General features: G+C 70.5%; 26 protein-coding genes and 1 tRNA gene. 18 read left to right on the forward strand and 9 right to left on the reverse strand.

The genetic code is table 11. From position 1 onward, the window contains the following. Positions 1-32 precede the first annotated feature (32 nt). From desA to AFM16_RS14650, 5 genes are all read left to right on the forward strand, one after another. Complete coding sequence (gene desA, locus AFM16_RS14630; RefSeq protein ID WP_030779941.1) at positions 33-1,475, forward strand: lysine decarboxylase DesA; 1,443 nt, start codon at positions 33-35, stop codon at positions 1,473-1,475. Beyond that, a complete protein-coding gene (locus tag AFM16_RS14635; RefSeq protein WP_078633579.1) occupies positions 1,459-2,742 on the forward strand; it encodes a lysine N(6)-hydroxylase/L-ornithine N(5)-oxygenase family protein in 1,284 nt (427 codons plus the stop codon). Before desA ends, AFM16_RS14635 begins: the two co-directional genes overlap by 17 nt. Next, positions 2,739-3,269 carry a GNAT family N-acetyltransferase gene (locus AFM16_RS14640; RefSeq protein WP_030779947.1) on the forward strand — a complete coding sequence of 177 codons (531 nt, stop codon included), beginning with the start codon at positions 2,739-2,741 and terminating at the stop codon, positions 3,267-3,269. Before AFM16_RS14635 ends, AFM16_RS14640 begins: the two co-directional genes overlap by 4 nt. Further along, positions 3,266-5,035, forward strand: coding sequence for an IucA/IucC family protein (locus AFM16_RS14645; protein ID WP_078633580.1), 1,770 nt, complete (start codon positions 3,266-3,268; stop codon positions 5,033-5,035). Before AFM16_RS14640 ends, AFM16_RS14645 begins: the two co-directional genes overlap by 4 nt. A gap of 77 nt (positions 5,036-5,112) precedes the next feature. After that, positions 5,113-6,009, forward strand: a complete 897-nt coding sequence (locus AFM16_RS14650) for a DUF4429 domain-containing protein (protein ID WP_078633581.1) — start codon at positions 5,113-5,115, stop codon at positions 6,007-6,009. 41 nt (positions 6,010-6,050) lie between these two features. Here AFM16_RS14650 and AFM16_RS14655 read toward each other — a convergent pair whose 3' ends face one another. Then, positions 6,051-7,631 carry a purple acid phosphatase family protein gene (locus AFM16_RS14655; protein WP_078633582.1) on the reverse strand — a complete coding sequence of 527 codons (1,581 nt, stop codon included), beginning with the start codon at positions 7,629-7,631 and terminating at the stop codon, positions 6,051-6,053. 186 nt (positions 7,632-7,817) lie between these two features. Here AFM16_RS14655 and AFM16_RS14660 point away from each other — a divergent pair, with 186 nt between their 5' ends. Beyond that, positions 7,818-8,075: a hypothetical protein gene (locus AFM16_RS14660; RefSeq protein ID WP_030779958.1), complete on the forward strand. Its 258-nt coding sequence runs from the start codon at positions 7,818-7,820 to the stop codon at positions 8,073-8,075. A gap of 53 nt (positions 8,076-8,128) precedes the next feature. Continuing rightward, a complete protein-coding gene (gene glmS, locus AFM16_RS14665) occupies positions 8,129-9,946 on the forward strand; it encodes a glutamine--fructose-6-phosphate transaminase (isomerizing) (RefSeq protein WP_030779961.1) in 1,818 nt (605 codons plus the stop codon). Between the two features lie 116 nt (positions 9,947-10,062). On the opposite strand, the gene AFM16_RS14670 is transcribed toward glmS, so the two are convergent. Next, positions 10,063-10,635: a GPR1/FUN34/YaaH family transporter gene (locus tag AFM16_RS14670; RefSeq protein WP_078633583.1), complete on the reverse strand. Its 573-nt coding sequence runs from the start codon at positions 10,633-10,635 to the stop codon at positions 10,063-10,065. Between the two features lie 188 nt (positions 10,636-10,823). After that, positions 10,824-11,351 carry a universal stress protein gene (locus AFM16_RS14675; protein WP_030779966.1) on the reverse strand — a complete coding sequence of 176 codons (528 nt, stop codon included), beginning with the start codon at positions 11,349-11,351 and terminating at the stop codon, positions 10,824-10,826. A gap of 464 nt (positions 11,352-11,815) precedes the next feature. Here AFM16_RS14675 and AFM16_RS14685 point away from each other — a divergent pair, with 464 nt between their 5' ends. The 4 genes from AFM16_RS14685 (at position 11,816) to AFM16_RS14700 (ending at position 14,511) form a co-directional block, all read left to right on the forward strand. Beyond that, positions 11,816-12,088, forward strand: a complete 273-nt coding sequence (locus AFM16_RS14685; RefSeq protein WP_078636954.1) for a hypothetical protein — start codon at positions 11,816-11,818, stop codon at positions 12,086-12,088. A 379-nt stretch (positions 12,089-12,467) separates the two neighbouring features. Continuing rightward, positions 12,468-13,691, forward strand: coding sequence for a helix-turn-helix domain-containing protein (locus AFM16_RS14690; RefSeq protein ID WP_030779971.1), 1,224 nt, complete (start codon positions 12,468-12,470; stop codon positions 13,689-13,691). Positions 13,692-13,752: 61 nt separating this feature from the next. Continuing rightward, positions 13,753-14,355 carry an oligoribonuclease gene (gene orn / locus AFM16_RS14695; protein ID WP_078633585.1) on the forward strand — a complete coding sequence of 201 codons (603 nt, stop codon included), beginning with the start codon at positions 13,753-13,755 and terminating at the stop codon, positions 14,353-14,355. Positions 14,356-14,438: 83 nt separating this feature from the next. Next, a tRNA-His gene (locus AFM16_RS14700) sits at positions 14,439-14,511 on the forward strand. A 51-nt stretch (positions 14,512-14,562) separates the two neighbouring features. Here AFM16_RS14700 and AFM16_RS14705 read toward each other — a convergent pair. The 3 genes from AFM16_RS14705 to AFM16_RS14715 all read right to left on the reverse strand — a co-directional run bounded on the left by AFM16_RS14705 (position 14,563) and on the right by AFM16_RS14715 (position 16,822). Next, the gene (locus tag AFM16_RS14705; protein ID WP_078633586.1) at positions 14,563-15,285 is read right to left on the reverse strand and encodes a hypothetical protein; all 723 of its coding nucleotides are present in this window, start codon (positions 15,283-15,285) and stop codon (positions 14,563-14,565) included. A 1-nt stretch (position 15,286) separates the two neighbouring features. Beyond that, positions 15,287-15,634 carry a hypothetical protein gene (locus AFM16_RS14710; RefSeq protein ID WP_143648358.1) on the reverse strand — a complete coding sequence of 116 codons (348 nt, stop codon included), beginning with the start codon at positions 15,632-15,634 and terminating at the stop codon, positions 15,287-15,289. Positions 15,635-15,769: 135 nt separating this feature from the next. Beyond that, a complete protein-coding gene (locus tag AFM16_RS14715) occupies positions 15,770-16,822 on the reverse strand; it encodes a LacI family DNA-binding transcriptional regulator (RefSeq protein WP_078633587.1) in 1,053 nt (350 codons plus the stop codon). Positions 16,823-17,194: 372 nt separating this feature from the next. Between AFM16_RS14715 and AFM16_RS14720 the strand changes: the two genes are divergently transcribed. The 4 genes from AFM16_RS14720 to AFM16_RS14735 all read left to right on the forward strand — a co-directional run bounded on the left by AFM16_RS14720 (position 17,195) and on the right by AFM16_RS14735 (position 22,094). Then, on the forward strand, positions 17,195-18,520 hold the full coding sequence (locus AFM16_RS14720; protein ID WP_078633588.1) for an ABC transporter substrate-binding protein: 1,326 nt from the start codon (positions 17,195-17,197) through the stop codon (positions 18,518-18,520). Between the two features lie 5 nt (positions 18,521-18,525). Continuing rightward, positions 18,526-19,533, forward strand: a complete 1,008-nt coding sequence (locus AFM16_RS14725) for a carbohydrate ABC transporter permease (protein ID WP_078633589.1) — start codon at positions 18,526-18,528, stop codon at positions 19,531-19,533. Between the two features lie 11 nt (positions 19,534-19,544). Beyond that, positions 19,545-20,453, forward strand: a complete 909-nt coding sequence (locus tag AFM16_RS14730; RefSeq protein ID WP_030779987.1) for a carbohydrate ABC transporter permease — start codon at positions 19,545-19,547, stop codon at positions 20,451-20,453. A gap of 132 nt (positions 20,454-20,585) precedes the next feature. Next, complete coding sequence (locus AFM16_RS14735; RefSeq protein ID WP_370628034.1) at positions 20,586-22,094, forward strand: GH1 family beta-glucosidase; 1,509 nt, start codon at positions 20,586-20,588, stop codon at positions 22,092-22,094. Between the two features lie 264 nt (positions 22,095-22,358). Here AFM16_RS14735 and AFM16_RS14745 read toward each other — a convergent pair whose 3' ends face one another. After that, entirely contained in the window at positions 22,359-22,766 is a 408-nt protein-coding gene (locus AFM16_RS14745) for an ATP-binding protein (RefSeq protein WP_030779991.1), read from the reverse strand. Positions 22,767-22,937: 171 nt separating this feature from the next. On the opposite strand from AFM16_RS14745, the gene AFM16_RS14750 reads away from it, so the two are divergent. From AFM16_RS14750 to AFM16_RS14760, 3 genes are read left to right on the forward strand one after another with little or no spacing between them, the layout of a single operon-like run. Continuing rightward, on the forward strand, positions 22,938-23,819 hold the full coding sequence (locus AFM16_RS14750; protein ID WP_030779993.1) for a helix-turn-helix domain-containing protein: 882 nt from the start codon (positions 22,938-22,940) through the stop codon (positions 23,817-23,819). Positions 23,820-23,831: 12 nt separating this feature from the next. After that, positions 23,832-24,023, forward strand: coding sequence for a DUF397 domain-containing protein (locus tag AFM16_RS14755; RefSeq protein ID WP_078633590.1), 192 nt, complete (start codon positions 23,832-23,834; stop codon positions 24,021-24,023). 24 nt (positions 24,024-24,047) lie between these two features. Continuing rightward, complete coding sequence (locus AFM16_RS14760) at positions 24,048-24,239, forward strand: DUF397 domain-containing protein (RefSeq protein WP_078633591.1); 192 nt, start codon at positions 24,048-24,050, stop codon at positions 24,237-24,239. 6 nt (positions 24,240-24,245) lie between these two features. Here the strand turns inward: AFM16_RS14760 and AFM16_RS14765 are convergent, their stop codons facing one another. Then, complete coding sequence (locus AFM16_RS14765; protein ID WP_078633592.1) at positions 24,246-24,548, reverse strand: trypco2 family protein; 303 nt, start codon at positions 24,546-24,548, stop codon at positions 24,246-24,248. 19 nt (positions 24,549-24,567) lie between these two features. Further along, the gene (locus tag AFM16_RS14770) at positions 24,568-25,650 is read right to left on the reverse strand and encodes a hypothetical protein (RefSeq protein ID WP_078633593.1); all 1,083 of its coding nucleotides are present in this window, start codon (positions 25,648-25,650) and stop codon (positions 24,568-24,570) included. Between the last annotated feature and the right edge of the window lie 103 nt (positions 25,651-25,753).

Raw genomic sequence — 25,753 nt, forward strand, 5'->3', positions numbered from 1 at the left:
AAGCCGACCGGCCCCACCGGAGGACCCCCACCATGCGCTCGCACCTGCTCAATGACACGACCGCGGAGCACTACCGCCGCTCCGTGACCGAAGGAGTCGAGCGGGTGGCGGCCAGACTCGCCGCCACCGACCGTCCGTTCACCGGAGTCACGGTCGACGCCCTCGCCCCCCTCATCGAGCGGATCGACCTGGACCGGCCGCTGCACGACACCTCGGCGGTGCTGGACGAGCTGGAGGACGTCTACCTCCGCGACGCGGTCTACTTCCACCACCCCCGCTACCTCGCCCACCTCAACTGCCCGGTCGTCATACCGGCGGTGCTCGGCGAGGCGGTGCTCTCCGCCGTCAACTCCTCCCTGGACACCTGGGACCAGTCGGCCGGCGGCACCCTCATCGAGCGTCGGCTGGTCGACTGGACGACCGGACGGATCGGCCTCGGCCCCGCCGCCGACGGCGTGTTCACCTCCGGCGGCAGCCAGTCCAACCTCCAGGCGCTGCTGCTGGCGCGCGAGGAGGCCAAGACCGACTCGCTCGCGAAACTGCGCATCTTCGCCTCCGAGGTCAGCCACTTCAGCGTGAAGAAGTCGGCGAAACTCCTCGGCCTCGGCCAGGACGCGGTCGTGTCGATCCCGGTGGACCAGGACAAGCGGATGCGGACCGTCGCGCTCGCCCGCGAGCTGGAGCGCTGCACGGCGGCCGGACTCGTGCCCATGGCGGTCGTCGCCACCGCCGGCACCACCGACTTCGGCTCCATCGACCCGCTGCCCGAGATCGCCGCACTCTGCGCCCAGTTCTCCACCTGGATGCACGTGGACGCCGCCTACGGCTGCGGACTGCTCGCCTCCGTGAAGTACCGGGACCGCATCGACGGCATCGAGCGCGCCGACTCGGTCACCGTCGACTACCACAAGTCCTTCTTCCAGCCGGTGAGTTCCTCCGCCCTGCTGGTCCGGGACGCGGCCACCCTGCGGCACGCCACCTACCACGCCGAGTACCTCAACCCGCGGCGGATGGTGGCGGAGCGCATCCCCAACCAGGTGGACAAGTCCCTCCAGACCACCCGCCGTTTCGACGCCCTCAAGCTCTGGATGACCCTGCGCACCATGGGCGCCGACGGCATCGGCGAACTCTTCGACGAGGTCTGCGACCTGGCCGTCGAGGGCTGGCACCTGCTGGCCGCCGACCCCCGCTTCGACGTCGTCGTCCAGCCGTCGCTGTCCACGCTGGTCTTCCGCTACATCCCGCGGACCGTCACCGACCCGGCCGAGATCGACCGCGCCAACCTGTACGCCCGCAAGGCCCTGTTCGCCTCCGGTGACGCGGTGGTCGCCGGCACCAAGGTGAACGACCGCCACTACCTGAAGTTCACCCTGCTCAACCCCGAGACGACCCCGGCCGACATGGCCGCCGTCCTCGATCTGATCGCCGGCCACGCCGAGCAGTACCTGGGAGAGTCCCTTGACCGCGCTTCCTGAGCCCCGCACCAAGACCTACGACTTCGTGGGCATCGGGCTCGGCCCCTTCAACCTCGGCCTCGCCTGCCTCACCGAGCCCATCGACATGCTCGACGGCGTCTTCCTGGAGTCCAAGCCGGACTTCGAGTGGCACGCCGGGATGTTCCTCGAAGGCGCCCACCTCCAGACGCCGTTCATGTCGGACCTGGTCACCCTCGCCGACCCGACCTCGCCGTACTCCTTCCTCAACTACCTGAAGGACAAAGGCCGGCTGTACTCGTTCTACATCCGCGAGAACTTCTACCCGCTGCGCGTCGAGTACGACGACTACTGCCGCTGGGCCGCGAACAAGCTGACCAGCGTGCGCTTCTCGACGACCGTCGCCGAGGTGACGTACGACGAGGGCGACGCGCTGTACGCCGTACGGACCACCGACGGGGACGTCTACCGGGCCCGCCGTCTGGTCCTGGGCACCGGCACCAGCCCGTACGTCCCGGAGGCATGCCGGGACCTCGGCGGGGACTTCCTGCACAACTCCCGCTACATGGCGCACAAGGCGGAGCTCCAGAAGAAGGACTCGATCACCCTGGTCGGCTCTGGGCAGTCCGCCGCCGAGATCTACTACGACCTGCTCAGCGAGATCGACGTCCACGGCTACCGGCTGAACTGGGTCACCCGCTCCCCGCGCTTCTTCCCGCTGGAGTACACCAAGCTCACGCTGGAGATGACCTCGCCGGAGTACATCGACTACTTCCGCGCGCTGCCCGAGGCCACCCGCTACCGGCTCACCACCGAGCAGAAGGGCCTGTTCAAGGGGATCGACGGCGATCTGATCAACGAGATCTTCGATCTGCTGTACCAGAAGAACCTCGGCGGTCCGGTGCCCACCCGGCTGCTCACCAACTCCGCGCTGCACGGCGCGAGCTACGACGACGGCACCTACACCCTCTCCTTCCGCCAGGAGGAGCAGGGCAAGGACTTCACCCTGGAGTCCCAGGGCCTGGTGCTGGCCACCGGCTACCACTACGCCGAGCCCGCCTTCCTCGCCCCGATCCAGGACCGGCTGGTGCGCGACGCGCACGGCAACTTCGACGTCGCCCGCAACTACGCGATCGACACCACGGGCCGGGGCGTCTTCCTCCAGAACGCCGGGGTGCACACGCATAGCATCACCTCCCCCGACCTCGGCATGGGCGCCTACCGCAACAGCGCCATCATCCGTGAGCTGCTCGGCAGCGAGTACTACCCGGTCGAGAAGACCATCGCGTTCCAGGAGTTCGCCGTATGACCTTCACCTTCCGCCCGCTCGACCCCGTCGAGGACGGCGAGCTGCTGCACGCCTGGGTCACCCACCCCAAAGCGGCGTACTGGATGATGCAGGACGCCCGGCCGGAGGACGTCGAGCGCGCCTACATGGAGATCGCGGCCGACGAGCACCACCACGCGCTGCTCGGCCTCCAGGACGGCGAACCCGCCTTCCTGATGGAGTACTACGACCCCCGCTACCGCGAACTCGTGGGTCTGTACGAGCCGTTGCCCGGTGACGTCGGCATGCACTTCCTGGTGCCGGCCACCGACAAGCCGGTGCACGGCTTCACCCGGTCCGTCATCACCGCGGTGATGGCCCGGCTCTTCGACGACCCGGCCACCTCCCGGGTCGTCGTCGAGCCGGACGTCTCCAACACGGCGGTGCACGCCCTGAACGAGGCCGTCGGGTTCGTCGCCGAACGCGAGATCGTCAAGCCCGAGAAACCGGCGCTGCTGAGCTTCTGCACCCGTGAGCAGTTCACCGCCGCCGTGGGGGTGTCCGCATGACCCTCGCCGACTCCGTCGCCCATCTGACCCCCGAGCGCTGGGAGCGGGCCAACCGTCTGCTGATCCGCAAGGCGCTCGCGGAGTTCGCCCACGAGCGGCTGATCAGCCCACAGCGGGACGGCGAGGAGTACGTCGTCCGCAGCGACGACGGGCTCACCGCCTACCGCTACACCGCCGTCCGGCGCGCCCTGGACCACTGGCAGGTGGACGCCGACTCCATCACCCGCGTCCAGGCCGGGGCCGAACTCCCCCTCGCCGCGCTGGACTTCTTCATCGAGCTGAAGGAGTCCCTCCACCTCAGCGACGAGATCCTGCCGGTCTACCTGGAGGAGATCTCCTCCACCCTCTCCGGCACCTGCTACAAGCTGGCCAAACCGGAGGTCACCTCGGCCGAGCTGGCGCGCGCCGACTTCCAGGCCGTCGAGACCGGCATGACCGAGGGCCACCCCTGTTTCGTCGCCAACAACGGGCGGCTCGGCTTCGGGGTCCACGAGTACCTGGCCTACGCCCCGGAGACGGCGAACCCGGTCCGGCTGGTCTGGCTGGCCGCGCACCGCTCCCGGGCCGCGTTCACGGCGGGCGTCGGCATCGACTACGAGTCGTTCGTGCGCGAGGAGTTGGGCGAGGCGACCGTCGAGCGGTTCGCCACGGTCCTGCGCGCGCAGGGCCTCGACCCGGCCGACTACCTCCTCATCCCGGTCCACCCCTGGCAGTGGTGGAACAAGCTGTCGGTCACCTTCGCCGCCGAGGTCGCGCGCCGCCATCTGGTGTGCCTGGGCGAGGGCGACGACGAATACCTGGCCCAGCAGTCCATCCGCACCTTCTTCAACGCCTCGCACCCCGAGAAGCACTATGTGAAGACGGCCCTGTCCGTGCTCAACATGGGCTTCATGCGCGGCCTGTCGGCGGCGTACATGGAGGCGACCCCGGCGATCAACGACTGGCTGGCCCAGCTCATCGAGAACGACCCGGTGCTCAAGGCGTCCGGCCTGTCGATCATCCGGGAGCGGGCGGCCGTCGGCTACCGGCACCTGGAGTACGAGGCCGCCACCGACCGGTACTCGCCGTACCGCAAGATGCTGGCCGCGCTGTGGCGGGAGAGCCCGGTCCCCTCCCTCCGGGACGGCGAGTCGCTCGCCACCATGGCCGCGCTGGTCCATGTCGACCACGAGGGCAGGTCGGTGGCGGGCGCCCTGATCGAGCGCTCGGGCCTGGCCCCCACCGAGTGGCTGCGCACCTACCTGGAGGCGTACTACACCCCGCTGCTGCACAGCTTCTACGCCTACGACCTGGTGTTCATGCCGCACGGCGAGAACACGATCCTGGTCCTGGAGGACGGGGTGGTGCGCCGGGCGATCTACAAGGACATCGCCGAGGAGATCGCCGTCATGGACCCGGACGCGGTGCTGCCGCCCGAGGTCCGGCGGATCCGCGTCGACGTCCCCGAGGACACCAAGCTGCTGTCGGTCTTCACGGACGTCTTCGACTGCTTCTTCCGGTTCCTCGCGGCCGCCCTCGCCGACGAAGGCGTCCTGACGGAGGACGACTTCTGGCGCACGGTCGCCGAGGTCAGCCGCGCCTACCAGGAGGCGCACCCCGAACTGGCCGACAAGTTCCGCCAGTACGACCTGTTCGCCCCCGAGTTCGCCCTGTCCTGTCTGAACCGGCTCCAACTGCGCGACAACCGCCAGATGGTCGACCTGTCGGACCCGGCCGGGGCCCTCCAACTGATCGGCACCCTGAAAAATCCCGTCGCAGGGTTCTGATCACACGGGCGGGCGCCCCGGGTACGGTCCCCGGGGCGCCCGTCGTCGTGTCCGGGCCGGTTTGGAACAATCGGCCCATGGCGGAGATTATCCAGAAGGACGGCACCTGGGTCTTCGACGGGGACGCCCTGCGGCTGACGCCGGGGCGGGACAAGAACGTCGGGCTGCTGCGCCGCGAACTCGGCGAACTCGTCGTCCCCCTCGGGGCGTTGGCGGGCATCTCGTTCGAGCAGGGGAAGCGGTCCGGACGGCTCAGACTGCGGCTGCGGGACGGCGCCGACCCGCTGCTGCACGCCACCGGCGGACGGCTGTCCGAGCCGCACGACCCGTACCAGCTCCTTGTCGAGTCCGACCGGTACGGGGTCGCCGAGTATGTGGTGGACGAGGTGCGCCGGGCGCTGACGCTGGACGAGGTGCCGGGCGGCCCGGTGGACACGTATCTGCTGCCCGGCCCGTCCGTGCCGCTGTCCTGCTCCGCCGGGGACGGCACGGCGAGCTTCGACGGCGAGCGGGTGCGGCTGGAGTGGAACTGGAAGACGGAGGACGCGAAGGCGTCCGCCGGGGCCCGGACGATCCCCGTCGAGGACATCACGGCGGTCGAATGGCATCCGGCGGCGGGCCTGGAGAACGGCCATCTGCGGTTCACCGTCCGGCACGCGCCCACCAAGGCCCCGCCGAAGTACGACCCGAACGCCGTGGAGCTGTGGGGCTTCAAGAAGGACCCCCTGATGGCGCTGGTCGCGGCGGCCGTCCAGGCCCGGCTGCCGCACCCGGGGGACCGGGACGGGGACGCCGTACGGTCGCTGCCCGCGCCGGCGGGGGCCGGGGCGGGGGCGGGGGGCGCCCAGGCGTCCGGCAGCGACCACGACGCGCTGCTGCGGCGGCTGCGGGAGCTGGGCGAGCTGCACCGGGACGGGGTGCTGACGGACGACGAGTTCAGCCTGGCCAAGCAGGCGGTCCTCAAGCGCATGTGAGGCGCGTGCGGACCGCCTGACACCGGACGGACGGGCGGGGGCTACTTGGCCCGGCGGGACACCGTGAAGTGGTCGATGCGGTCGCCGGTCTCGGCGATGCCCTGGACGGTGAGGGTGGTGGGGCGGCCCTTGGGCGCGGGGGTGACGTCGACCCGCAGGAAGGAGTAGTTCAGGTAGCGGACCCGGGACCAGGTGACCGTCTCGTTCTTCCTGCCGTCCTTGAGGTTGACGAAGGAGGCCACGGAGTCGACCTCGTTCTCGTGCCCCTCGTAGGAGTCCGGGGCGCTGAAGGCGTACAGGCTGCGGCCGGCCGCGCCCGCGGTGACGTAGACCACGCCGTCGGTCTCCGGGTAGGCGGTGCCGCCGATCGGGAGCTTGCGGGTGACCTCGCCGCCCTTGATGACGTCCGTGCGCTCGTACTGGTGGTTGTGGCCGTTGATCACCAGGTCGACCTGGTACTTCTCGAACAGCGGCACCCACTCCTGGCGGACCCCGCCCTCCGAGGCGTGCGCGGTGGAGGTGCAGTAGGCGCAGTGGTGGAAGAAGACGACGACGAAGTCGATGTCCTTCGCCGCCCGGAACTTTCTGAGCCGCTCCTCCAGCCAGGTGGTCTGGGTGCCGCCGGAGATGCCGAGGTTGGCGGGGATCTCGAAGGAGACGTCGTTGGGGTCCAGCGAGACGACCGCCGTGTTGCCGTACACGAAGGAGTAGACGCCCGGCAGGTTTTTCGGGTCCGGCCCGTTGCCGGGCAGGCTCCAGCGGGCCTCCTCGCCGCCGTAGCCGTTGGGCGAGTACCAGGCCTCCATGTCGTGGTTGCCGTACGACACCATCCAGGGGACGGACTTGGCGACGGACTCGGTCTGGGCGAGGAACTGGTCCCAGGTGCGCGCGTCGAAGACCGCGTCGGAGGTCTTGCCCTGGCCGGCCGGGTCGGCGTAGGCGATGTCGCCGGCGTGCAGATGGAAGGCGGGGTTCTGGCCGAGGATCAGGCTGTCGTTGGCCAGCGCGTGGTAGCTGACGCCCTGGTCGCCGAAGGCGGTGAAGGTGAAGGGTTCCTTGCGGTCGGGGGCGGTGGTGAAGGTCCCGAGGGTGCCCAGCAGATGCGGCTCGGCCGGGTCGAAGCCCTGGTGGCCGACGCCGTAGTAGTAGGTCCTCCCGGGGCGCAGGTGGGTGAGCTTCGCGTGCAGGTAGTACTGGGTGTGGTCGCCGCTCGCGCCGACCCCGGCCGGGGTGTGCAGGGAGCGGACCTCCGCCTCGATACGGCGGGAGAGGTCCCAGGGGTGGGCGCCGATCCGGATGAACGGCTTCCGTACGGCGACGGGGACCTGCCAGGAGACGGTGATCTCGGTGCGGGGGTCGGCGCCGAAGGCGAGGTGGCGGCCGAAGGGGGCGACGAAGGAGCCGTCGACCCGCTCGGTGCGGGTGGCGGTGCCGGTGCCGGTGCCCGTGAAGGTGCCGGGGACGGCCCGGGCCGTGGCGCCCGTGACGAACGCGCCGCCCGCGACGGCGCCCAGCGTGACCGTGCCGCCCCTGATCAGGGTGCGGCGGGAGAAGCGGGCGCGCAGGTACTCGTGCTGCTCGGCCATGCTCATGCGCGCGGCGAGCCGGTCGGGTACGCCCATGCGAGGTGTGTCCATGACGTCCGAAAGTCGTCGCCCGGGGCAACGGGACGCCGGACGCCGTATGGACGGCGCGCGAACAGGCGCTCATAACACATTCAACGTTCCCCCAAGGGTCGTTAACAGGGGCCTGCCCGATATCGGGCAGGATTCTTGCGAAACCCGCTTCGGTACCTCAGGATCTACCGGGTGCACGACGAACTCGTTGATCATCTGATGCGATCCACCCCCCTCCAGCGGGGCGAGGCGCTGCGGGTGATCCAGGACGTGCTCGCCTACTTCGACGAGACGACCGAGGACTACGTCCGTCGCCGCCACCGCGAGCTCCAGGCCCAGGGCCTGGTGAACGCGGAGATCTTCGAACGGATCGGGGCGGACCTGAAATACCGTGCGGTGGCCCCGCCGGAGCTGACGCTCAGACAGCTCCGGCGCATCGTCTACGGGTGAACCATCGCCTTCGGGGGACCGCGGGTGACCAGAAAGCTTGGGGATACGTTTATATGTGCGGAATCGTCGGTTACATCGGGAAGCGTGACGTCGCGCCCCTGCTGCTCGAAGGACTCCAGCGGCTGGAGTACCGCGGCTACGACTCCGCGGGCATCGTCGTCACCACCCCGAAGACCGCCGGCCTGAAGATGGTCAAGGCCAAGGGCCGGGTCCGTGACCTGGAGGCCAAGGTCCCGGCGCGCTTCAAGGGCACCACCGGTATCGCCCACACCCGCTGGGCCACCCACGGCGCCCCCTCCGACGTGAACGCCCACCCGCACATGTCGGCCGACCACAAGGTCGCCGTCGTCCACAACGGCATCATCGACAACGCCTCCGACCTGCGCCGCAAGCTGGAGGCGGACGGCGTCGAGTTCCTCTCCGAGACCGACACCGAGGTCCTCGTCCACCTCATCGCCCGCTCGCAGGCCGACAAGCTGGAGGACAAGGTCCGCGAGGCGCTGCGCGTGGTCGAGGGCACCTACGGCATCGCCGTGATGCACGCCGACTTCTCCGACCGGATCGTCGTCGCCCGCAACGGCTCCCCCGTCGTCCTCGGCATCGGCGAGAAGGAGATGTTCGTCGCCTCGGACATCGCCGCGCTGGTCGCCCACACCCGCCAGATCGTCACCCTCGACGACGGCGAGATGGCCACCCTCAAGGCCGACGACTTCCGCACCTACACCACCGAGGGCACCCGCACCACCGCGGAGCCCACCACCGTGGAGTGGGAGGCCGCCTCCTACGACATGGGCGGCCACGACACGTACATGCACAAGGAGATCCACGAGCAGGCCGACGCCGTGGACCGCGTGCTGCGCGGCCGTATCGACGACCGCTTCTCCACCGTGCACCTCGGCGGCCTCAACCTGGACGCCCGCGAGGCGCGCCAGATCCGCCGGGTGAAGATCCTCGGCTGCGGCACCTCGTACCACGCGGGCATGATCGGCGCCCAGATGATCGAGGAGCTGGCCCGGATCCCCGCCGACGCCGAGCCGGCCTCCGAGTTCCGCTACCGCAACGCGGTCGTCGACCCCGACACCCTCTACATCGCCGTCTCCCAGTCCGGTGAGACGTACGACGTGCTGGCCGCCGTCCAGGAGCTGAAGCGCAAGGGCGCCCGGGTCCTCGGTGTGGTCAACGTGGTCGGCTCGGCGATCGCCCGCGAGGCGGACGGCGGCATCTACGTGCACGCGGGACCCGAGGTGTGCGTCGTCTCCACCAAGTGCTTCACCAACACCACGGTCGCCTTCGCGCTGCTCGCCCTGCACCTGGGCCGCACCCGTGACCTCTCGGTCCGCGACGGCAAGCGGATCATCGAGGGCCTGCGCAAGCTGCCCGGCCAGATCGCCGAGATCCTCTCCCACGAGGAGGAGATCAAGAAGCTGGCCGACGAGTTCGCCGAGGCCCGCTCGATGCTCTTCATCGGCCGCGTCCGGGGCTACCCGGTGGCCCGTGAGGCCTCCCTGAAGCTCAAGGAGGTCAGCTACATCCACGCCGAGGCGTACCCGGCCTCCGAGCTGAAGCACGGCCCGCTGGCCCTGATCGAGCCCGCCCTGCCGACGGTCGCGATCGTCCCCAACGACGACCTGCTGGAGAAGAACCGCGCGGCCCTGGAGGAGATCAAGGCCCGCAGCGGCCGGATCCTCGCGGTGGCCCACGAGCACCAGGAGAAGGCCGACCAGACGATCGTCGTCCCGAAGAACGAGGACGAGCTGGACCCGATCCTGATGGGCATCCCGCTCCAGCTCCTCGCCTACTACACGGCGAAGGCCCTGGACCGGGACATCGACAAGCCCCGCAACCTGGCGAAGTCGGTCACGGTCGAGTAGCCGGAACCCGTCGGAACCCATGAGACGACGGAACGGACCCCCGTGTGACGCCACCTGTCACCGGGGGTCCGCCCATGTTCACCGGGGAAGCCCAACTCCCCGGCCTCCGCTGCCGATCAGCCGGTGGCCGTCACACCACGGCCGGCAGCGCGCCTGGGAAGCGCCGTGGGCCAGTGCGCCAGCGCGGCCGTCGCCGCGTACCAGGCCACCGCCCCGGCCGCGGCGGCGAACCAGCCGCCGGCCTGGGTGAGCACATCGCTGTCGGCGAACCGGGCGACGGCCATCAGCACCAGCCCGACCAGGAACAACCCGTAGGTGCCACGGGTGAGTTGGTCCCCGCCCGCCGCGGTGAGGGAGAGCGTCACCAGGGCGAACAGCAGCAGGAACAGCCCCGCCGCGTTGTCGGAGACCTGGGCGCCCGCCGAGACGGCCCAGGTGAACCAGAGGGCGCCGAGGACGGTGAACGCGGTGCCGTCGCCCGTGTCGCGGTCGCGGAGGGCGAACAGGCCGGCGATGAACAGCGCGACGCCGCCGACGTAGTGGGCGATGGACACGGCGTCCGCCGCCGTCACGCCGTCGATCAGATCGGTGTACCCGAGACCGAACGCCAACAGGGTGATTCCCAGGGCGAGTCGGCCGGCGATGGTGGTGGTGCTCCCGGTGCTTCCCGCAGAGACGTCGTTGTCCACGGCGGGCTCCCTTCATGCAGTTGTGCGATGCGCGGTGACCGATATATGCCCTTCACAAGAGCACAAACACCTCCGCGCGCGAAGAGATTCGTACGCGTTTCGCACACCGGGCAAAGGGAGTTGAGCGGGCCTCGGGGCAACTCCCCGGAGATCCCCCGGAGATGCCCGGGAGATGCCTCGGAGATGCCTCAGGGAATCACGATGACGGGGCGCTTCGCGCGCTTGGCGAGCCGCCCGGCGACCGAGCCGAACAGCCGCCCCACCAGGCCGTGGGTCGACCCGACGACGATCGCGTCGGCCTCGTACTCCCGCCCCACCTCTTCGAGTTCGTGGCAGATGTCACCGCCGCGCTCGACCAGGATCCAGGGCACCTCGGCGAGATAGTCCGCACAGGCCAGCTCCAGGCCGAGGACCTCGGTGCGGTGATCGGGGACGTCCACGAAGACCGGCGGCTCGCACCCCGCCCACACGGTCGTGGGCAGCCGGTTGGCGACGTGCACGATGATCAGGCCCGCCCGGGAGCGGTGGGCCATGCCGATGGCGTACGCGAGCGCGCGCTCACTGGAGGTGGAGCCGTCGAAGCCGACGACCACACCGTGCTTGAAGGCGGGATCGCAGGTGGGGCGCGTCTCTTCCGCCGCCAGGGGCTCGGCCGCCGTGGGGTCGGCGACGGGCCGCTTGCGGTCCGCGGGTTCGAAGAATTCGTGACCGGCCATGACTGTCTCGGCGAATCGATCCTTGTATGGGTGGGACGGCGGTGAGCGGCGGAGCTGTGTGTCCGGGAATGGTCTTCCCGACCCCATACCCCCAAGGGTACGGCGCCACGCCTTCGACGCCCAGATCGCGAGCACCCTCGGTGGGGGTTCCAGGGAGCATGCACGAGCCGACGCCCGCGACGCAACGGTTGCTGCCCCGTACAGCCGGTTTGCACAGGCTTCAACCACGCCGCCCCCAGTGACCGACCGGCCGCGCCCGCGTTGAACCCCGTGCCGTGTCACCACCCCGGGGAGGAGCCCGCCGTATGTCCGCGTCCCGCCCCGACCCCGACAGCCGCGCCGGAAGCCGCACCGGGCGCGGCACCGAGGGCCGCCCCGCGCCCGGGAGCCGGCCCGGCGCCGACCGCTCCACCGACCGCTCCACCGACCGCTCCACCTACCGGCCCACTGATCGCTCCACCGACCTGATCCGCTGGGCGGCCTTCAGCACGGTCCTCGTACCGGTCGTCCTCCTCTGGTACGGCTCCTCGCTCGCCGGAGCCGCCGGCACCGCCCTCGGCCTGGCCGCCGTCACCGCCGTCTGCCGGCTGCTGCTGCGCCGGTCCGAGCGGGTCGCGGCCCGTACGCCCGCCGTGGAACCGCCGGCCGCCGCGCCCTCCCGGGGCCGCCGTCAGCGCGCCGGATCGGGGTCGCACCGTGGCGGTCGTCACTCCGGGGGAAACACACCGGTCGACTGACCGGTTTTCACGCACGCGCACGTATGTTTTCAGCCAACTTCCGGTCGGTGCGCATCTCTTGCCCCCACCACCCCCCACCCCCGGTCCCACCTGCGAAGAAAGGGCTCCGGGGACCCTGTGCACCCTACGGGGATTGGCCACCACGACGAGGCGCACTTCCCTGCACGCCCCACGAGTGCAACGCTTCGTGATCGAATGCTTCACGCCAAGTTGCCAAGTCGACAATCGGCCGGGTGCTGAACTGGCCACGTCGGCATCACGCGACACAGTAGATTCGATCTTGAGACTGTCTACGGCGGGGGACTCGTGCAGGACCGAGGGGAAACGTGCAGGAGCGACACAACCGAGGAGCCGCGACCACCGAGGGGGGCTTAGCAGGATGAGCCACGACTCCACTGCCGCGCCGGAAGCCGCGGCCCGGAAACTTTCCGGGCGACGCCGCAAGGAGATCGTCGCGGTGCTGCTGTTCAGCGGCGGGCCCATCTTCGAGAGTTCCATACCGCTGTCGGTGTTCGGGATTGACCGCCAGGACGCCGGCGTGCCGCGCTACCGACTACTGGTGTGCGGCGGCGAGGACGGCCCGCTGCGGACCACAGGGGGCCTGGAACTCTCCGCACCGCATGGCTTGGAAGCGATCTCGCGGGCGGGCACGGTCGTCGTGCCGGCCTGGCGTTCGATCACTTCTCCGCCACCGGAGGAGGCGCTCGACGCACTGCGGCGCGCGCATGAAGAAGGAGCCCGCATCGTGGGCCTGTGCACCGGCGCGTTCGTGCTGGCCGCCGCGGGTCTGCTGGACGGGCGCCCGGCCACCACCCACTGGATGTACGCACCGACGCTGGCCAAGCGCTATCCGTCGGTCCACGTGGATCCGCGGGAACTGTTCGTCGACGACGGCGACGTGCTGACGTCGGCCGGGACGGCGGCCGGAATCGATCTCTGTCTCCACATCGTGCGGACGGACCACGGCAACGAGGCGGCGGGCGCGCTGGCCCGGCGTCTGGTGGTCCCGCCGCGCCGGTCGGGCGGTCAGGAGCGCTACCTCGACCGGTCTTTACCAGAGGAGATCGGCGCCGACCCGCTGGCCGAGGTCGTCGCCTGGGCGCTGGAACACCTCCACGAGCAGTTCGACGTGGAGACACTGGCGGCACGCGCCTATATGAGCCGCCGTACGTTCGACCGCCGGTTCCGCTCGCTGACCGGCAGCGCACCCCTGCAGTGGCTGATCACGCAGCGGGTGCTCCAGGCGCAGCGGCTGCTGGAGACGTCCGACTTCTCGGTGGACGAGGTCGCGGGGCGCTGCGGCTTCCGTTCGCCGGTGGCGCTGCGCGGGCACTTCCGGCGGCAGCTCGGCTCGTCGCCCGCGGCGTACCGGGCGGCCTACCGGGCACGGCGGCCGCAGGGTGAGCGGGTGACGGACTCCGAGCCGTCATCACCGCCCGCGCCGGCCGGCCTGCACCCGGAGGGGCCGGGTCCGGTGCCGCCGCAGCTCCGGCGGACCGCCGCGACCACCAGCGCGCTCGGCTCCGCGCCGGCCCTGGCCGACCACGCCCGGGAGGCGTACGCGGCCCGGGCGAGCGTGCCGGGACAGCGCAGCGGACTGTAGGACCGAAGCCCGAGGGCGGCGGGGGCGTTGTGGATGCCCCCGCCGCCCTTAGGGTGGTCGCATGAACGATCGCATGGTGTGGATCGACTGCGAGATGACCGGCCTCTCGCTGTCCGACGACGCTCTCATCGAGGTGGCCGCCCTCGTCACCGACTCCGAGCTGAACATCCTCGGCGACGGGGTCGACATCGTCATCCGGCCGCCGGCCAAGGCCCTGGAGACGATGCCCGAGGTGGTGCGCCAGATGCACACGACCTCCGGGCTCCTGGAGGAGCTGGCCGGCGGCACCACGCTCGCCGAGGCCGAGGAGCAGGTGCTGGCCTACATCCGCCGGCATGTGAAGGAGCCCGGCAAGGCGCCGCTGTGCGGCAACTCCGTCGGCACCGACCGCGGTTTCCTCGCCCGGGACATGCCGTCCCTGGAGGGCTACCTGCACTACCGGATCGTGGACGTGTCCTCGGTCAAGGAGCTGGCCCGCCGCTGGTACCCGCGGGCGTACTTCAACAGCCCCGAGAAGAACGGCAACCACCGCGCCCTCGCCGACATCCGCGAGTCCATCGCGGAACTGCGCTACTACCGCGAGGCCGTCTTCGTCCCGCAGCCCGGTCCCGACTCCGAGACCGCCCGCACGATCGCCGCGAAGCACGTCCTGCCCGCCCGGTAAAAGGCGTGCGCGAGCACCCCTGCGGACCCTGTACACTTTTTCTCGGCCGGTCGGAAAACCGCAAAGTTCGATCGCCGGTCGTGGTGGGTGTAGCTCAGCTGGTAGAGCACCTGGTTGTGGTCCAGGATGCCGCGGGTTCGAGTCCCGTCACTCACCCTGTGTCATCAGGCGGTGACTTCCCGAAAGGGAAGTCACCGCCTGATCGCGTTACCGGGGGCTTTCGAGGGGCCGCGCATGACGCCCGCCGCCCGTGGTCTCGCGCCTCCCGGTCAGCACCCACAGCGCTCCCGCCAGCAGCACCCACATCACCGCCACCGCGATCGGCCCGCCCCACCACAGGCCGAACAGACCCGCGGGCAGGGCGCAGACGGCGGCGCCGAGGGCCCGTTTCCCGAGCGGCACGAGGTGGCCGGGCGGCCCCTGGGCGGCGTAGTCGCGGGCACGCACCACGAGCTTTCCGCCCGCGTGGGCGGCGAACGCGCCCAAGGGCAGGAAGGCGAGCGCGAGGGCCAAGATGACCTGTGGTTCGCCCTCGGGACTGTCGGACGAGTACTGGGTCACCCCGTCCTTGCCGACGGCGATCGCGTAGTCGCGCCACAGGGTCACGGTGACCCGGTCCCCCGCGCGCAGATCCTTGAGCAGCGGGTCGGCTCCGCCCATGTCGAGGTCGCCGGGGACCGGGCGGGGACCGTCGAGTTCGAGCACGTACGCGTAGTTCCTGGGCCGCTCCCGGATCAGCGTGCCGCGCACGGTGGCCGGCACCGAGCGCAGACAGTCGCCGGTGGCCGCGCCCACGCAGGGCCGGGCCGCGCGGAAGGCGCGCTCGTCGGCCACGAGGTCGGGCACGATCAGCACGCCGACCGCACCGACCAGGACAAGGGCGAGCCCGAGCAGCGCGAGGCAGACTCCCCCGCAGCGGTACCGGAGCACGTCAGGCCCTCCGCAGCCGGGCCCAGCCCGTGAAGACGACGAGCGCGACGGCGGCCCCCGCCTCGGTGGCCAGCGCGTCGGCGGCCAGCCGGTCCAGATGCGGACGGAGACCGTCGACAAGCACGAACACCACCGCCGCACCGCTGAGCCCCGCCGCCACACCGGCACCCCAGTGACGGTGCCGGTCCCAGAACCACTGGACCAGAAGCATCACAACAGGCGCGGCGACCGGCAGTTGATACTCCCCCAACAGCGCGAGCACGGCCCAGACGACACCGCACACCACCGAACACCACACCAAGATCCGCCCCGCCTCACCCCACGTCACCACCCGCGCCTCACCCACCACGCGCCCCTCCCGGTCGTCCCGTCCCCCTGCCGACGACGCCATTGAGCCACGGCCGACGGCCCGGCCGTCATTCCGGATTCCGGCATGATCAGCGCATGCCGGACTGCCGTACACGGGCAAGAACGCGAGGAACCCTCAGGACGACGCCCGCGGTACCAGTTCCGTCGCCAGGACCACCTGGCGGCGTTCCAGGCCGCGGGAGGCCGCCGGGCGGCGGTCCGCGATCTCGGTGAGGAGCAGGGCCAGCATGCGGCGGCCCATCTCCTCGATGGGCTGGCGGACGCTGGTCAGCGGCGGGTCCATGTGGCGGGCTATCGCCGAGTCGTCGTAGCCGACCAGCGCCACGTCCTCCGGGATCCGGCGGCCCGCCTCGCGCAGCGCCTGGCGGGCGCCGGCCGCCATCACGTCCGAGCCGGCGAACACCGCGTCGAGCGACGGGTCGCGGGCGAGCAGCGCGGCCATCGCGCGGCGGCCGCCCTCCTCGGTGAAGTCGCCGGGCTCGACCAGGCCGCCTGCCTCGTACCCCGCGTCGCGCAGGGCGTCGCGGTAGCCGTCGACGCGGCGCTGGGCGCCGTACACGTCGAGGCGGCCGGTGATGTGGGCGATCCGGGTGCGGCCCTGGGCGAGGAGGTGCTCGACGGCCGAGCGGCCGCCGCCGTAGTTGTCGGAGTCGACCGAGGGGAGCGTCTCCGCGGCGGAGCGCGGGCCGCTGATCACGGCCGGGATCTCCAGTTGGGAGAGCAGGTCGGGGAGCGGGTCGTCCGCGTGCACGGAGACCAGCAGCACGCCGTCCACCCGGTGGGCCGCGAGGTACTGGGCCAGCCGCTGCCGCTCACGGTCGCTGCCCGCGAAGATCAGCAGCAACTGCATCTCGGTGTCGGCGAGCTCGGCGCCCACACCGCGCACCATGTCGGAGAAGTACGGCTCGGCGAAGAACCGGGTCTCCGGCTCGGGGACGACGAGGGCGATGGCGTCGGTGCGGTTGGCGGCGAGCGCGCGGGCGGCGGTGTTGGGGACGTAGCCGAGTTCGGCGACCGCCGCCTCCACGGCGGCGCGGGTCGCGTCGCTGACCCGGGGCGAGCCGTTGATCACGCGGGAGACCGTGCCGCGGCCCACGCCGGCCCGGGCGGCCACCTCCTCGAGAGTCGGCCGACCCCCGCTGCGGCCCCGCGTTCCGTGGGTTGCCATGGGCTCCGCCTTCCCGACGTCGTCTTACTCTGGCCAGGAATCTAACAGTCCCCGCTGTTCGGGTGGCCGCCGCCGACCTCGCTCGCGCGCACGGCCACCGGCGCGAGCGTTACGTACCGAAATGGACCATATGTCGACCGTGCACCCGGCTTATCTAACGGCCGGATAACTGATGGCGTCTCGTCGTGTCCTCACCCTTGACACCCCCGCCCGAACCGACGACTCTTCAACACATCACTTGTGGGAGCGCTCCCACGGTACCTGACACATACACATCCCGCACGTTCCCCGCCCGAGCCGCAGCGAGAAACTAACGGGCCCAACAATGCAGTTGGCCGGGGGGTCGGCACGTCAGGGCAACAGGAGGACGTAATGCGAGCACGTACCCGAACCGCCCGCCGGGTGGTTGTCCTCGCGGCCGTCGCGTCGCTGGGCGCCGGGCTGCTGGCCGGCTGTGCCGACGACGGCGGCGACGACTCATCCAACGGGTCGTCCGGCGACGGCAAGGGCAAGACCACGATCACGCTGGGGCTTTTCGGTACGTTCGGCTTCAAGGAGGCCGGGCTCTACGCCGAGTACGAGAAGCTCAACCCGAACATCAAGATCGCCGAGAACGTCACCGAGCGCAACGAGAACTACTACCCCGCGCTCGTCAACCACCTCACCACCAACAGCGGTCTCCAGGACATCCAGGCCGTCGAGGTCGGCAACATCGCCGAGGTCGTCGCCACCCAGGCGAACAAGTTCCAGGACCTGTCCAAGGTTTCGGGCGTGAAGAAGAGCGACTGGCTGGACTGGAAGTGGGCGCAGGCCACCACCCAGGACGGCAAGACGATCGGTTTCGGCACGGACGTCGGCCCGATGGCCATCTGCTACCGCAAGGACCTCTTCGAGGCCGCCGGACTGCCCACCGACCGCACCGAGGTCGGCAAGCTCTGGGCGGGCGACTGGGCCAAGTTCGTCGACGTCGGCGAGCAGTACAAGGCGAAGGCGCCCAAGGGCACCACCTTCGCCGACTCCCCCGGCGGTCTGCTGAGCGCGATCCTCGGCAGCGAGTCGGAGCGCTTCTACGACTCCTCCGGCAAGGTCATCTACAAGACCAACCCGGCGGTGAAGGCCGCCTTCGACCTCACCGCGAAGGCCGCCCAGGAGGGCCTGGTGGGCAACCAGACCCAGTTCCAGCCGGCCTGGGACACCACCATCGCCAACAGCAAGTTCGCCGCGATGGCGTGCCCGCCGTGGATGCTCGGCTACATCAAGGGCAAGTCGAAGCCCGAGTCGGCCGGCAAGTGGGACGTCGCCGTGGCACCCAAGTCCGCGAACTGGGGCGGCTCCTTCCTCGCCGTGCCCTCCAGCGGCAAGAACGTGAAGGAGGCGGAGAAGCTCGCCGCCTGGCTCACCGCGCCCGCGCAGCAGGCCAAGCTGTTCAAGGTGCAGGGCTCCTTCCCGAGCGCGCCGGGCACGTACACGCTGCCCGAGGTCACCGGCGCCAAGAACGAGATGACCGGTGACGCCCCGATCGGCACGATCTTCGCCGAGGCCGCCAAGGCCGCCCCGGTCCAGGTCATCGGCCCGAAGGACCAGATCATCGGGCAGGGTCTCGCGGACAACGGCGTCATCCTCGTGACGAAGGGCAAGTCGCCCGAGGACGCCTGGGAGACGGCCACGAAGACCATCGACAACAACCTGGACAAGTGACCCGTATGTCCACCCACGACACCGCCGCGCCCCCCGCCAAGGAGGGGGGCGCGGCCCCGGGCCGCCCGCCCGCGGCACCCGTGGACGCGGAGGCGCGGCGCCGGGCCCGGCTCTCGCGCCGCTGGCAGCGGGACATCCGCTGGAGCCCGTACGCGTTCGTCTCGCCGTTCTTCCTGCTGTTCCTCGCCTTCGGCCTGTTCCCGCTGATCTACACGGGCTGGGCGTCGCTGCACCAGGTGGAGATGACGGCCCCCACCGACATGAACTGGGTGGGGCTGCGCAACTACACGCGGATCTTCGACGACGACTTCTTCTGGAACGCGGCGCGCAACACGCTGACGATCGGTGTCATCTCGACCGTCCCGCAGTTGCTGATGGCGATGGGCCTCGCGCACATCCTCAACTACCGGCTGCGCGCGTCGACGTTCTACCGGGTCGCGATGCTCGCGCCGTACGCGACCTCGATCGCCGCCGCCTCGCTCGTCTTCGTCCTGCTCTTCGGCCGTGACTACGGCATGATCAACTGGGCGCTGGACGCGGTCGGGGTGAGCCCGGTCGACTGGCAGAACGACAAGTGGCCCTCCCAGATAGCGGTCTCCACGATCATCATCTGGCGCTGGACCGGCTACAACGCGCTGATCTACCTGGCGGCGATGCAGGCCATCCCGCAGGATCTGTACGAGTCGGCGGCGCTGGACGGCGCCAGCCGCTGGCAGCAGTTCTTCCATGTCACGCTGCCGTCGCTGCGTCCGACGATCCTCTTCACGGTCGTCGTCTCGACGATCGGCGCGAGCCAGGTCTTCGGCGAGCCGCTCCTGTTCGACGCGAACAAGGGCGCCTCGGGCGGCGCGGAGCACCAGTTCCAGACGCTGGGCCTCTACCTGTACGAGCAGGGCTGGATCAACCAGCACCTGGGCCGGGCCTCGGCGATCGCCTGGACGATGTTCCTGATCCTGATCGTGATCGGCATCGTCAACTACGTCATCTCGCGCCGGCTGCGCGCCAGTAGTTAGGAGTACCGGCCGTGACGACGACTTTGACGAAGCCCGAGCCCCACGACGCCGCGCCCACCGCCCCCCGAGTGCGGCGCCCCCGGTCCGCGCGGGCCGGCGGACAGATGCACGGCGGCCCGATCGCGTACGTGATCCTCGCCGTGTTCACGTTCGGCTCGCTGTTCCCGCTGGTGTGGACCGCGATCGCCGCCTCCCGTGACAACCAGCGGCTGGCGCAGACCCCGCCGCCGTTCTGGTTCGGCTCCAACCTCTTCAAGAACCTGGACATCGCCTGGAACGACGCCAACCTCGGCAAGGCGTTCGTCAACACGACGATCGTGGCCGGGACCTCGGCGGCGACGATCGTCTTCCTGTCGACGATCGCCGGCTTCGCCTTCGCCAAGCTCCGCTTCCGGGGCCGCGGCGCGATGATGCTGATCGTGATCGGCACGATGATGGTGCCGCCGCAGCTCAGCATCATCCCGCTGTACATGATGGTGGCGAAGCTGGAGTGGACCGACCAGCTCCAGGCGGTGATCCTGCCGTCGCTGGTCAGCGCGTTCGGTGTGTTCTTCATGCGGCAGTACCTGATCCAGGCGCTGCCGGACGAGATCATCGAGGCGGCCCGGGTGGACGGCGCGAGCAGTTGGCGTGTGGTGTGGCACGTGGTGTTCCCCGCGGCGCGCCCGGCGATGGCCGTGCTCGGCATGCTGATGTTCGTCCAGACGTGGAACGACTTCCTGTGGCCGTTCCTGGTGCTCAGCCAGACCGGCAACCCGACCGTGCAGGTCGCGGTCGCGGGCCTCGGCCGCGGGTACACCCCCGACCAGTCCCTGATCATGGCGGGCGCGCTGCTGGGCACGCTGCCGCTGCTGCTGGTCTTCGCGATCTTCGGCAAGCAGATCGTGGGCGGCATCATGCAGGGCGCGGTGAAGGGCTGACGCCGCCCGCCGCACGACCCGAGGGGGTCGGGCCATCGTCGCCCCGGCCCCCGTCCCGCACGTCGCACTTCTTCCCCCCAACTCGTCGGTCGGTCTCGACGGACCTCGACGACCTTCCATGGGAGCGCTTCCATGACTGAGTCCGCACAGCCGGCCACCCCGGTGACCACGGCTGCCCCGGTGACCACGGCCCCGGTGACCACGGTGACCCCGGTGGCACCGGTGACCCCGGTGGCTTTTCCTCCCGCCTTCCTCTGGGGCGCGGCGACCTCCGCGTACCAGATCGAGGGGGCGGTGCGGGAGGACGGCCGTACGCCCTCCATCTGGGACACCTTCAGCCATACGCCGGGAAAGACGGCCGGCGGCGAGACCGGTGACATCGCTGTCGACCACTACCACCGCTACCGCGACGACGTGGCGCTGATGGCGGACCTGGGTCTGTCGGCGTACCGCTTCTCGATCTCCTGGTCGCGGGTGCAGCCGACCGGCCGCGGCCCCGCGGTGCAGGTGGGCCTGGACTTCTACCGCCGTCTGGTGGACGAGCTGCTCGCGAAGGGCATCAAGCCGGCCGTCACCCTCTACCACTGGGACCTTCCGCAGGAGCTGGAGGACGCGGGCGGCTGGCCGGAGCGGGACACCGCGTACCGGTTCGCCGAGTACGCGCAGATCGTCGGGGAGGCGCTCGGCGACCGCGTGGAGAACTGGATCACGCTCAACGAGCCCTGGTGCAGCGCCTTCCTCGGCTACGCGTCCGGGGTGCACGCGCCCGGGCGCACCGACCCGGTGGCCTCCCTGCGCGCCGCCCACCACCTCAACCTCGCCCACGGCCTGGGCACGTCGGCGCTGCGCTCGGTGATGCCGGCCCGCAACACGGTGGCGATCAGCCTCAACTCGTCGGTGGTGCGCCCCCTTTCGCCGACGCAGGCCGACCTGGCGGCGGTCCGCAAGATCGACGACCTGGCCAACGGGATCTTCCACGGCCCGATCCTGCGCGGCGCCTACCCCGAGACACTGCTCGCCGCGACCCGGTCCCTGACCGACTGGTCGTACGTCCAGGACGGCGACCTGACCGCGATCCACCAGCCGCTGGACGCGCTGGGCCTCAACTACTACACCCCGACGCTGGTCTCGGCGGCCGACGAGACGGTACGGGGTCCGCGCACCGACGGTCACGGCGCGAGCGAGCACTCGCCCTGGCCGGGCGCGGACGACGTCGCCTTCCACCAGACGCCGGGCGAGCGCACGGAGATGGGCTGGACGATCGACCCGACCGGCCTGCACGACCTGATCATGCGCTACACGAAGGACGCGCCGGGCCTGCCGCTCTACATCACCGAGAACGGCGCGGCCTACGACGACAAGCCCGACCCGGACGGCCGCGTCCACGACCCGGAGCGCGTCGCCTATCTGCACGGCCACCTCTCCGCGGTGCGGCGCGCGATCGCCGACGGGGCGGACGTACGGGGCTACTTCCTGTGGTCCCTGCTGGACAACTTCGAGTGGGCGTACGGCTACGAGAAGCGGTTCGGTGCGGTGTACGTCGACTACGCGACCCAGGTCCGCACGCCGAAGTCCAGCGCCCTCTGGTACGCACGCGCGGCCCGCACCGGCACCCTCCCCGACCCCACCGAGACCGCCTGACCCGGCTCCGGGGCAGGGGGATGGGAGGGGGGCGCGGCGGACTGTGGGGGTCTGCCGCGCCCCTTGGGGTTCGGGGTGGTCAGTCCTCGGCCAAGGACTTCTCCCAGAGAGCACGGGTCGGCCGCCTCAGGATGTTCTCCTTGTCCAGCAGCAGGTGGAAGTCACCCGCGTCCGCCCGGGCTGCGAGCCGCGCCAGGGCGAGGGCCCGCTTCTTGCGTTCGACGCCTTCCTGGAGTGCGGCGTTCAGCTCCTCGTCGATGTCGATCAGTGTTCTCCCAGTTCGAACCAGGTCGCCTTGCCCCCGGACGGGCCGTGGGTGCAGATGCCCCAGGCGGCGGAGCCGGTGGAGATCAGGTGCATGCCGCGGCCGTGCTCCTCGTCGGGCGTCGCGGTGCGGAGGGCGGGCAGGCCCGGGGCCTGGTCGTGGACGAGGACACGGAGACGGCGGTGGGGGTCGGTCCATCCGGCGTGGAGAGTGACGGGGGTGGTGCAGCCCTTGTCGGCACAGGCGTTGATCGCGTTGGTCACGGCCTCCGAGGTGAGGAGGACGGCGCTGTCGGCGAGTTCGGGCCGCGGGGAGGCGACGAGGAGTGTACGAACGGCCTCCCGGGCGGCGCGGACCCAGACGGGGTGGGGCGGGAAGGTGAGGGAGACGCGGGGTGGGTCTTCCATGGGGGCTCCTGTGTCGAGGGGGGGCGACCTGTCGCCGAAAGTAGGGCCACGCGTGGGAGAGTTACAACCGTGTACGGCCACTTCCCCCCTCACGGGTGACACCGTCGCAAGCCGGTGGACGCCCGCGCCGAGGTCCCGGCACACTGCGCACCGGCCACAGGGAAGGACCACATGCCACCGAGGACGAGCCCCAGCGAGCGCCAGCGGCGTCTGGGCGCGGAGCTGCGCAAACTGCGTGTCCGGGCCGGGATGTCGGGTGACACAGCCGCCGGCCTGATCGGCGCCGAGCGCACGCGGATCAGTCACATCGAGCGCGGACGCGTCGACGTCCCGCGCAACGGCCTCTACAAGCTGCTCCGCGCCTACCAGTGCCCCGAGGGCGCGTACTTCGACAGCCTGATGGACATGGCCCACGAGAGCGGACGCGGCTGGTGGAACGGGTTCAGCGACACCATCGGCCCGGCGGGCCGGGACCTGGCCGAACTGGAATCCCGCTCGACCGTGCTGCGCACCCACAATCCCCTGGTGATCCCCGGCATGCTTCAGACCAGGGAGTACGCCCGAGCCGTCCTCGCCGCGACCGAGCCCGATCCTGAACGCGCCGACCGCTACGCGGATTTCCGCCTGGGCCGCCAGCGCGTACTGACCGGCGGCTCACCCGTGACGTACCACGCGATCATCCACGAAGCGGCGCTCCACACCCGGGTGGGAAGCCCCGAGATCATGCGGAAGCAACTCCTGCGGCTGATGGAGGTGTCCCGGCAGCACCATGTGACCGTGCAGATCTACCCGTTCGAGGCAGGCATCTACGCCGCCCACAGCCGGTCGTTCGTCCTCTTCGGCACCGGAGTCCCCGACCTCGACACGGTCTACCTGGAGCACCCCACGGACTCGCAGTTCCTGTGGGATGGAGTCCAACTGGACGAGTACGCCAAGATGTTCGAGCGGCTCGCGGAGCTGGCGCTGGCACCCGTGGACCCGGAGTCCTCACCCGAGTCCCATGCGTCACGCGACTCCCTGAGCCTCATCCAGCATGTGATGTACACCCTCTGAAAGGACCCGGTCGTGCCTCAACTCGCCTGGCAGAAGTCATCGTTCAGCACGGGCGGCGAGGGCGAGTGCGTGGAGGTCGCCATATCCGCCCCGTCCCTCATCCACCTCCGCGAGAGCGACCACCCCCACGACACGACCACCACCACACCTCGTGCCCTCGCGCTTCTCCTCCACGCGCTCAAGGGCGGCGGTCTCCGGACCTGAACCACCCTCCGAGAGGACCCTCGAATGCCCCGACTCACCTGGCAGAAGTCCTCGTTCAGCGGCGGCGGCAAGGGCAACTGCGTCGAGCTGGCCGCGTCGGGCTCGTCTCTCGTCCACCTCCGTGAGAGCGACCACCCCCGCGACACGACCGCCACCACACCCCACGCCCTCGCACACCTCCTCCGCGCGGTCAAGCGCGGCGGCCTCCGGAGCTGACGGAGGTCAGCGTTCCGTCGGGGACTCCTCGCCCGTGATCAGGACCGTGCCGGACGGGGCCGTTGCCGTTCTGGGGGTCAGGGTGAGGGTGATCCGCTGGGTCTCCGCGTGGCCGTACCGGCCGGAGGCGCCCGCGTCGATCACCCAGAGGCGTACCTTCGCGTCGGCCCCCGCCTCGCGGGTCACCGCGACGGACGCCTCGATCTCGACCGGGCCGAGTTCGAAGCGGAGCGCCTCGCCCTCGCCGTCCGCCAGGGCCGTGCTCAGTTGGGTTCTCAACTCGCGGATCATGTCGGCGAGTTCGATCATTGCTCCCCCTTGTGGCTCGTCACCGCAGGACCGTCAGGGCCACCACGGTGACCAATGCAACTACAGTCAGCGCGGCCCAGACCAGAGCGGTCACACGCTCCTTGCTCGGGCGGCGGTGGACCACGATCCCGCCGGGCCCTGGGTAGGCGTAGTACACCCGGTCGGGATCGGCGCGCAGGGCCACCCGGGCGAGGGGCAGATGGCGGAGCGTGACGCGTCGCAGGATCTCGCCGTCCTTCACCGCGAGCAGCGGCGCGGCCAGCTTGCGGTGCTCGTCGTCGAGGAAGTCGGGGAGTTCCGCGCCGACGTCGCACAGCGTGCGGTGGTTCCACTGGTCGGTGCGGACCCGGAGGAAGGCCGGCGCGGACACCTTCGTCTCCTCCCGGTCGGGTGTGTGGGTGATGACGCCCTGGGTCCACACGGTGAAGCGGCCGGTGCCGCCGCACGCCTCGTCCCGCACCCGCCGCGCGCCCTTGCAGTCCGCGCAGGGGGCCAGACCGGTCCCCGAGCAGGCCGGGCAGGTGGTCTGCCGCCGGCCGAGACAGTTCGGACAGGCCACGTCCGGGCGCCGGCACCGTGTGCAGGTGGCCCGCTCCACCTCCGCCGCGTCCGGGCGGGACGCGGCGGCGGCACGGGCCCGGCGGCTGCGCGGATGCCCGGTGCCGTCGCACTCCCAGCAGGTGTCGGGGCCGCCGTGGCAGACCGCGCACTCGACATGGCGGGGGCAGTCCCGGCCGCCGCGCCCCTCGCAGGTGCCGCAGTCCTTCCTGCCGTCCTCGCAGTCCGGGCATTCCAGCTCGTCCAGCGAGCCCTCACGGACGAGTTCGTACCGCTTCGCAAGCCCCGGGTGCGCGGGCGGCGGGACGGTGTACGCGTCGAGGTCGGTGTAGGTCGGCAGCCGCGCCGGGCCTGCGCGCCGTCCCTTGTCCTTGCGGGACGTCTCCTCCCGGCGCTCGATCGACCGCAGGACCTGGCAGTCGAACAGCGACTGCCAGGAGAAGTCCGCCGCACCGGCCGCGGTGACGTGGACGCCACCGCCGCGCCGGGCGATGTGCCGTTCGACGGCCTTGAGGATCTCTTCCCTGGACGGTGCCGTGGCCAACGCCGTTCCCCCTCGCCGCCGGAAGACGCGTGCAGGAGGAGCAGGTTAGGAGTCCGGCCCGGCCACGACAAGAGCGCCTCGTCACGCCAAGAGGCGCCCTTGT

The sequence above is a fragment of the Streptomyces antibioticus genome (genome assembly GCF_002019855.1).
Classification (GTDB): Bacteria; Actinomycetota; Actinomycetes; order Streptomycetales; family Streptomycetaceae; genus Streptomyces; species Streptomyces antibioticus_B.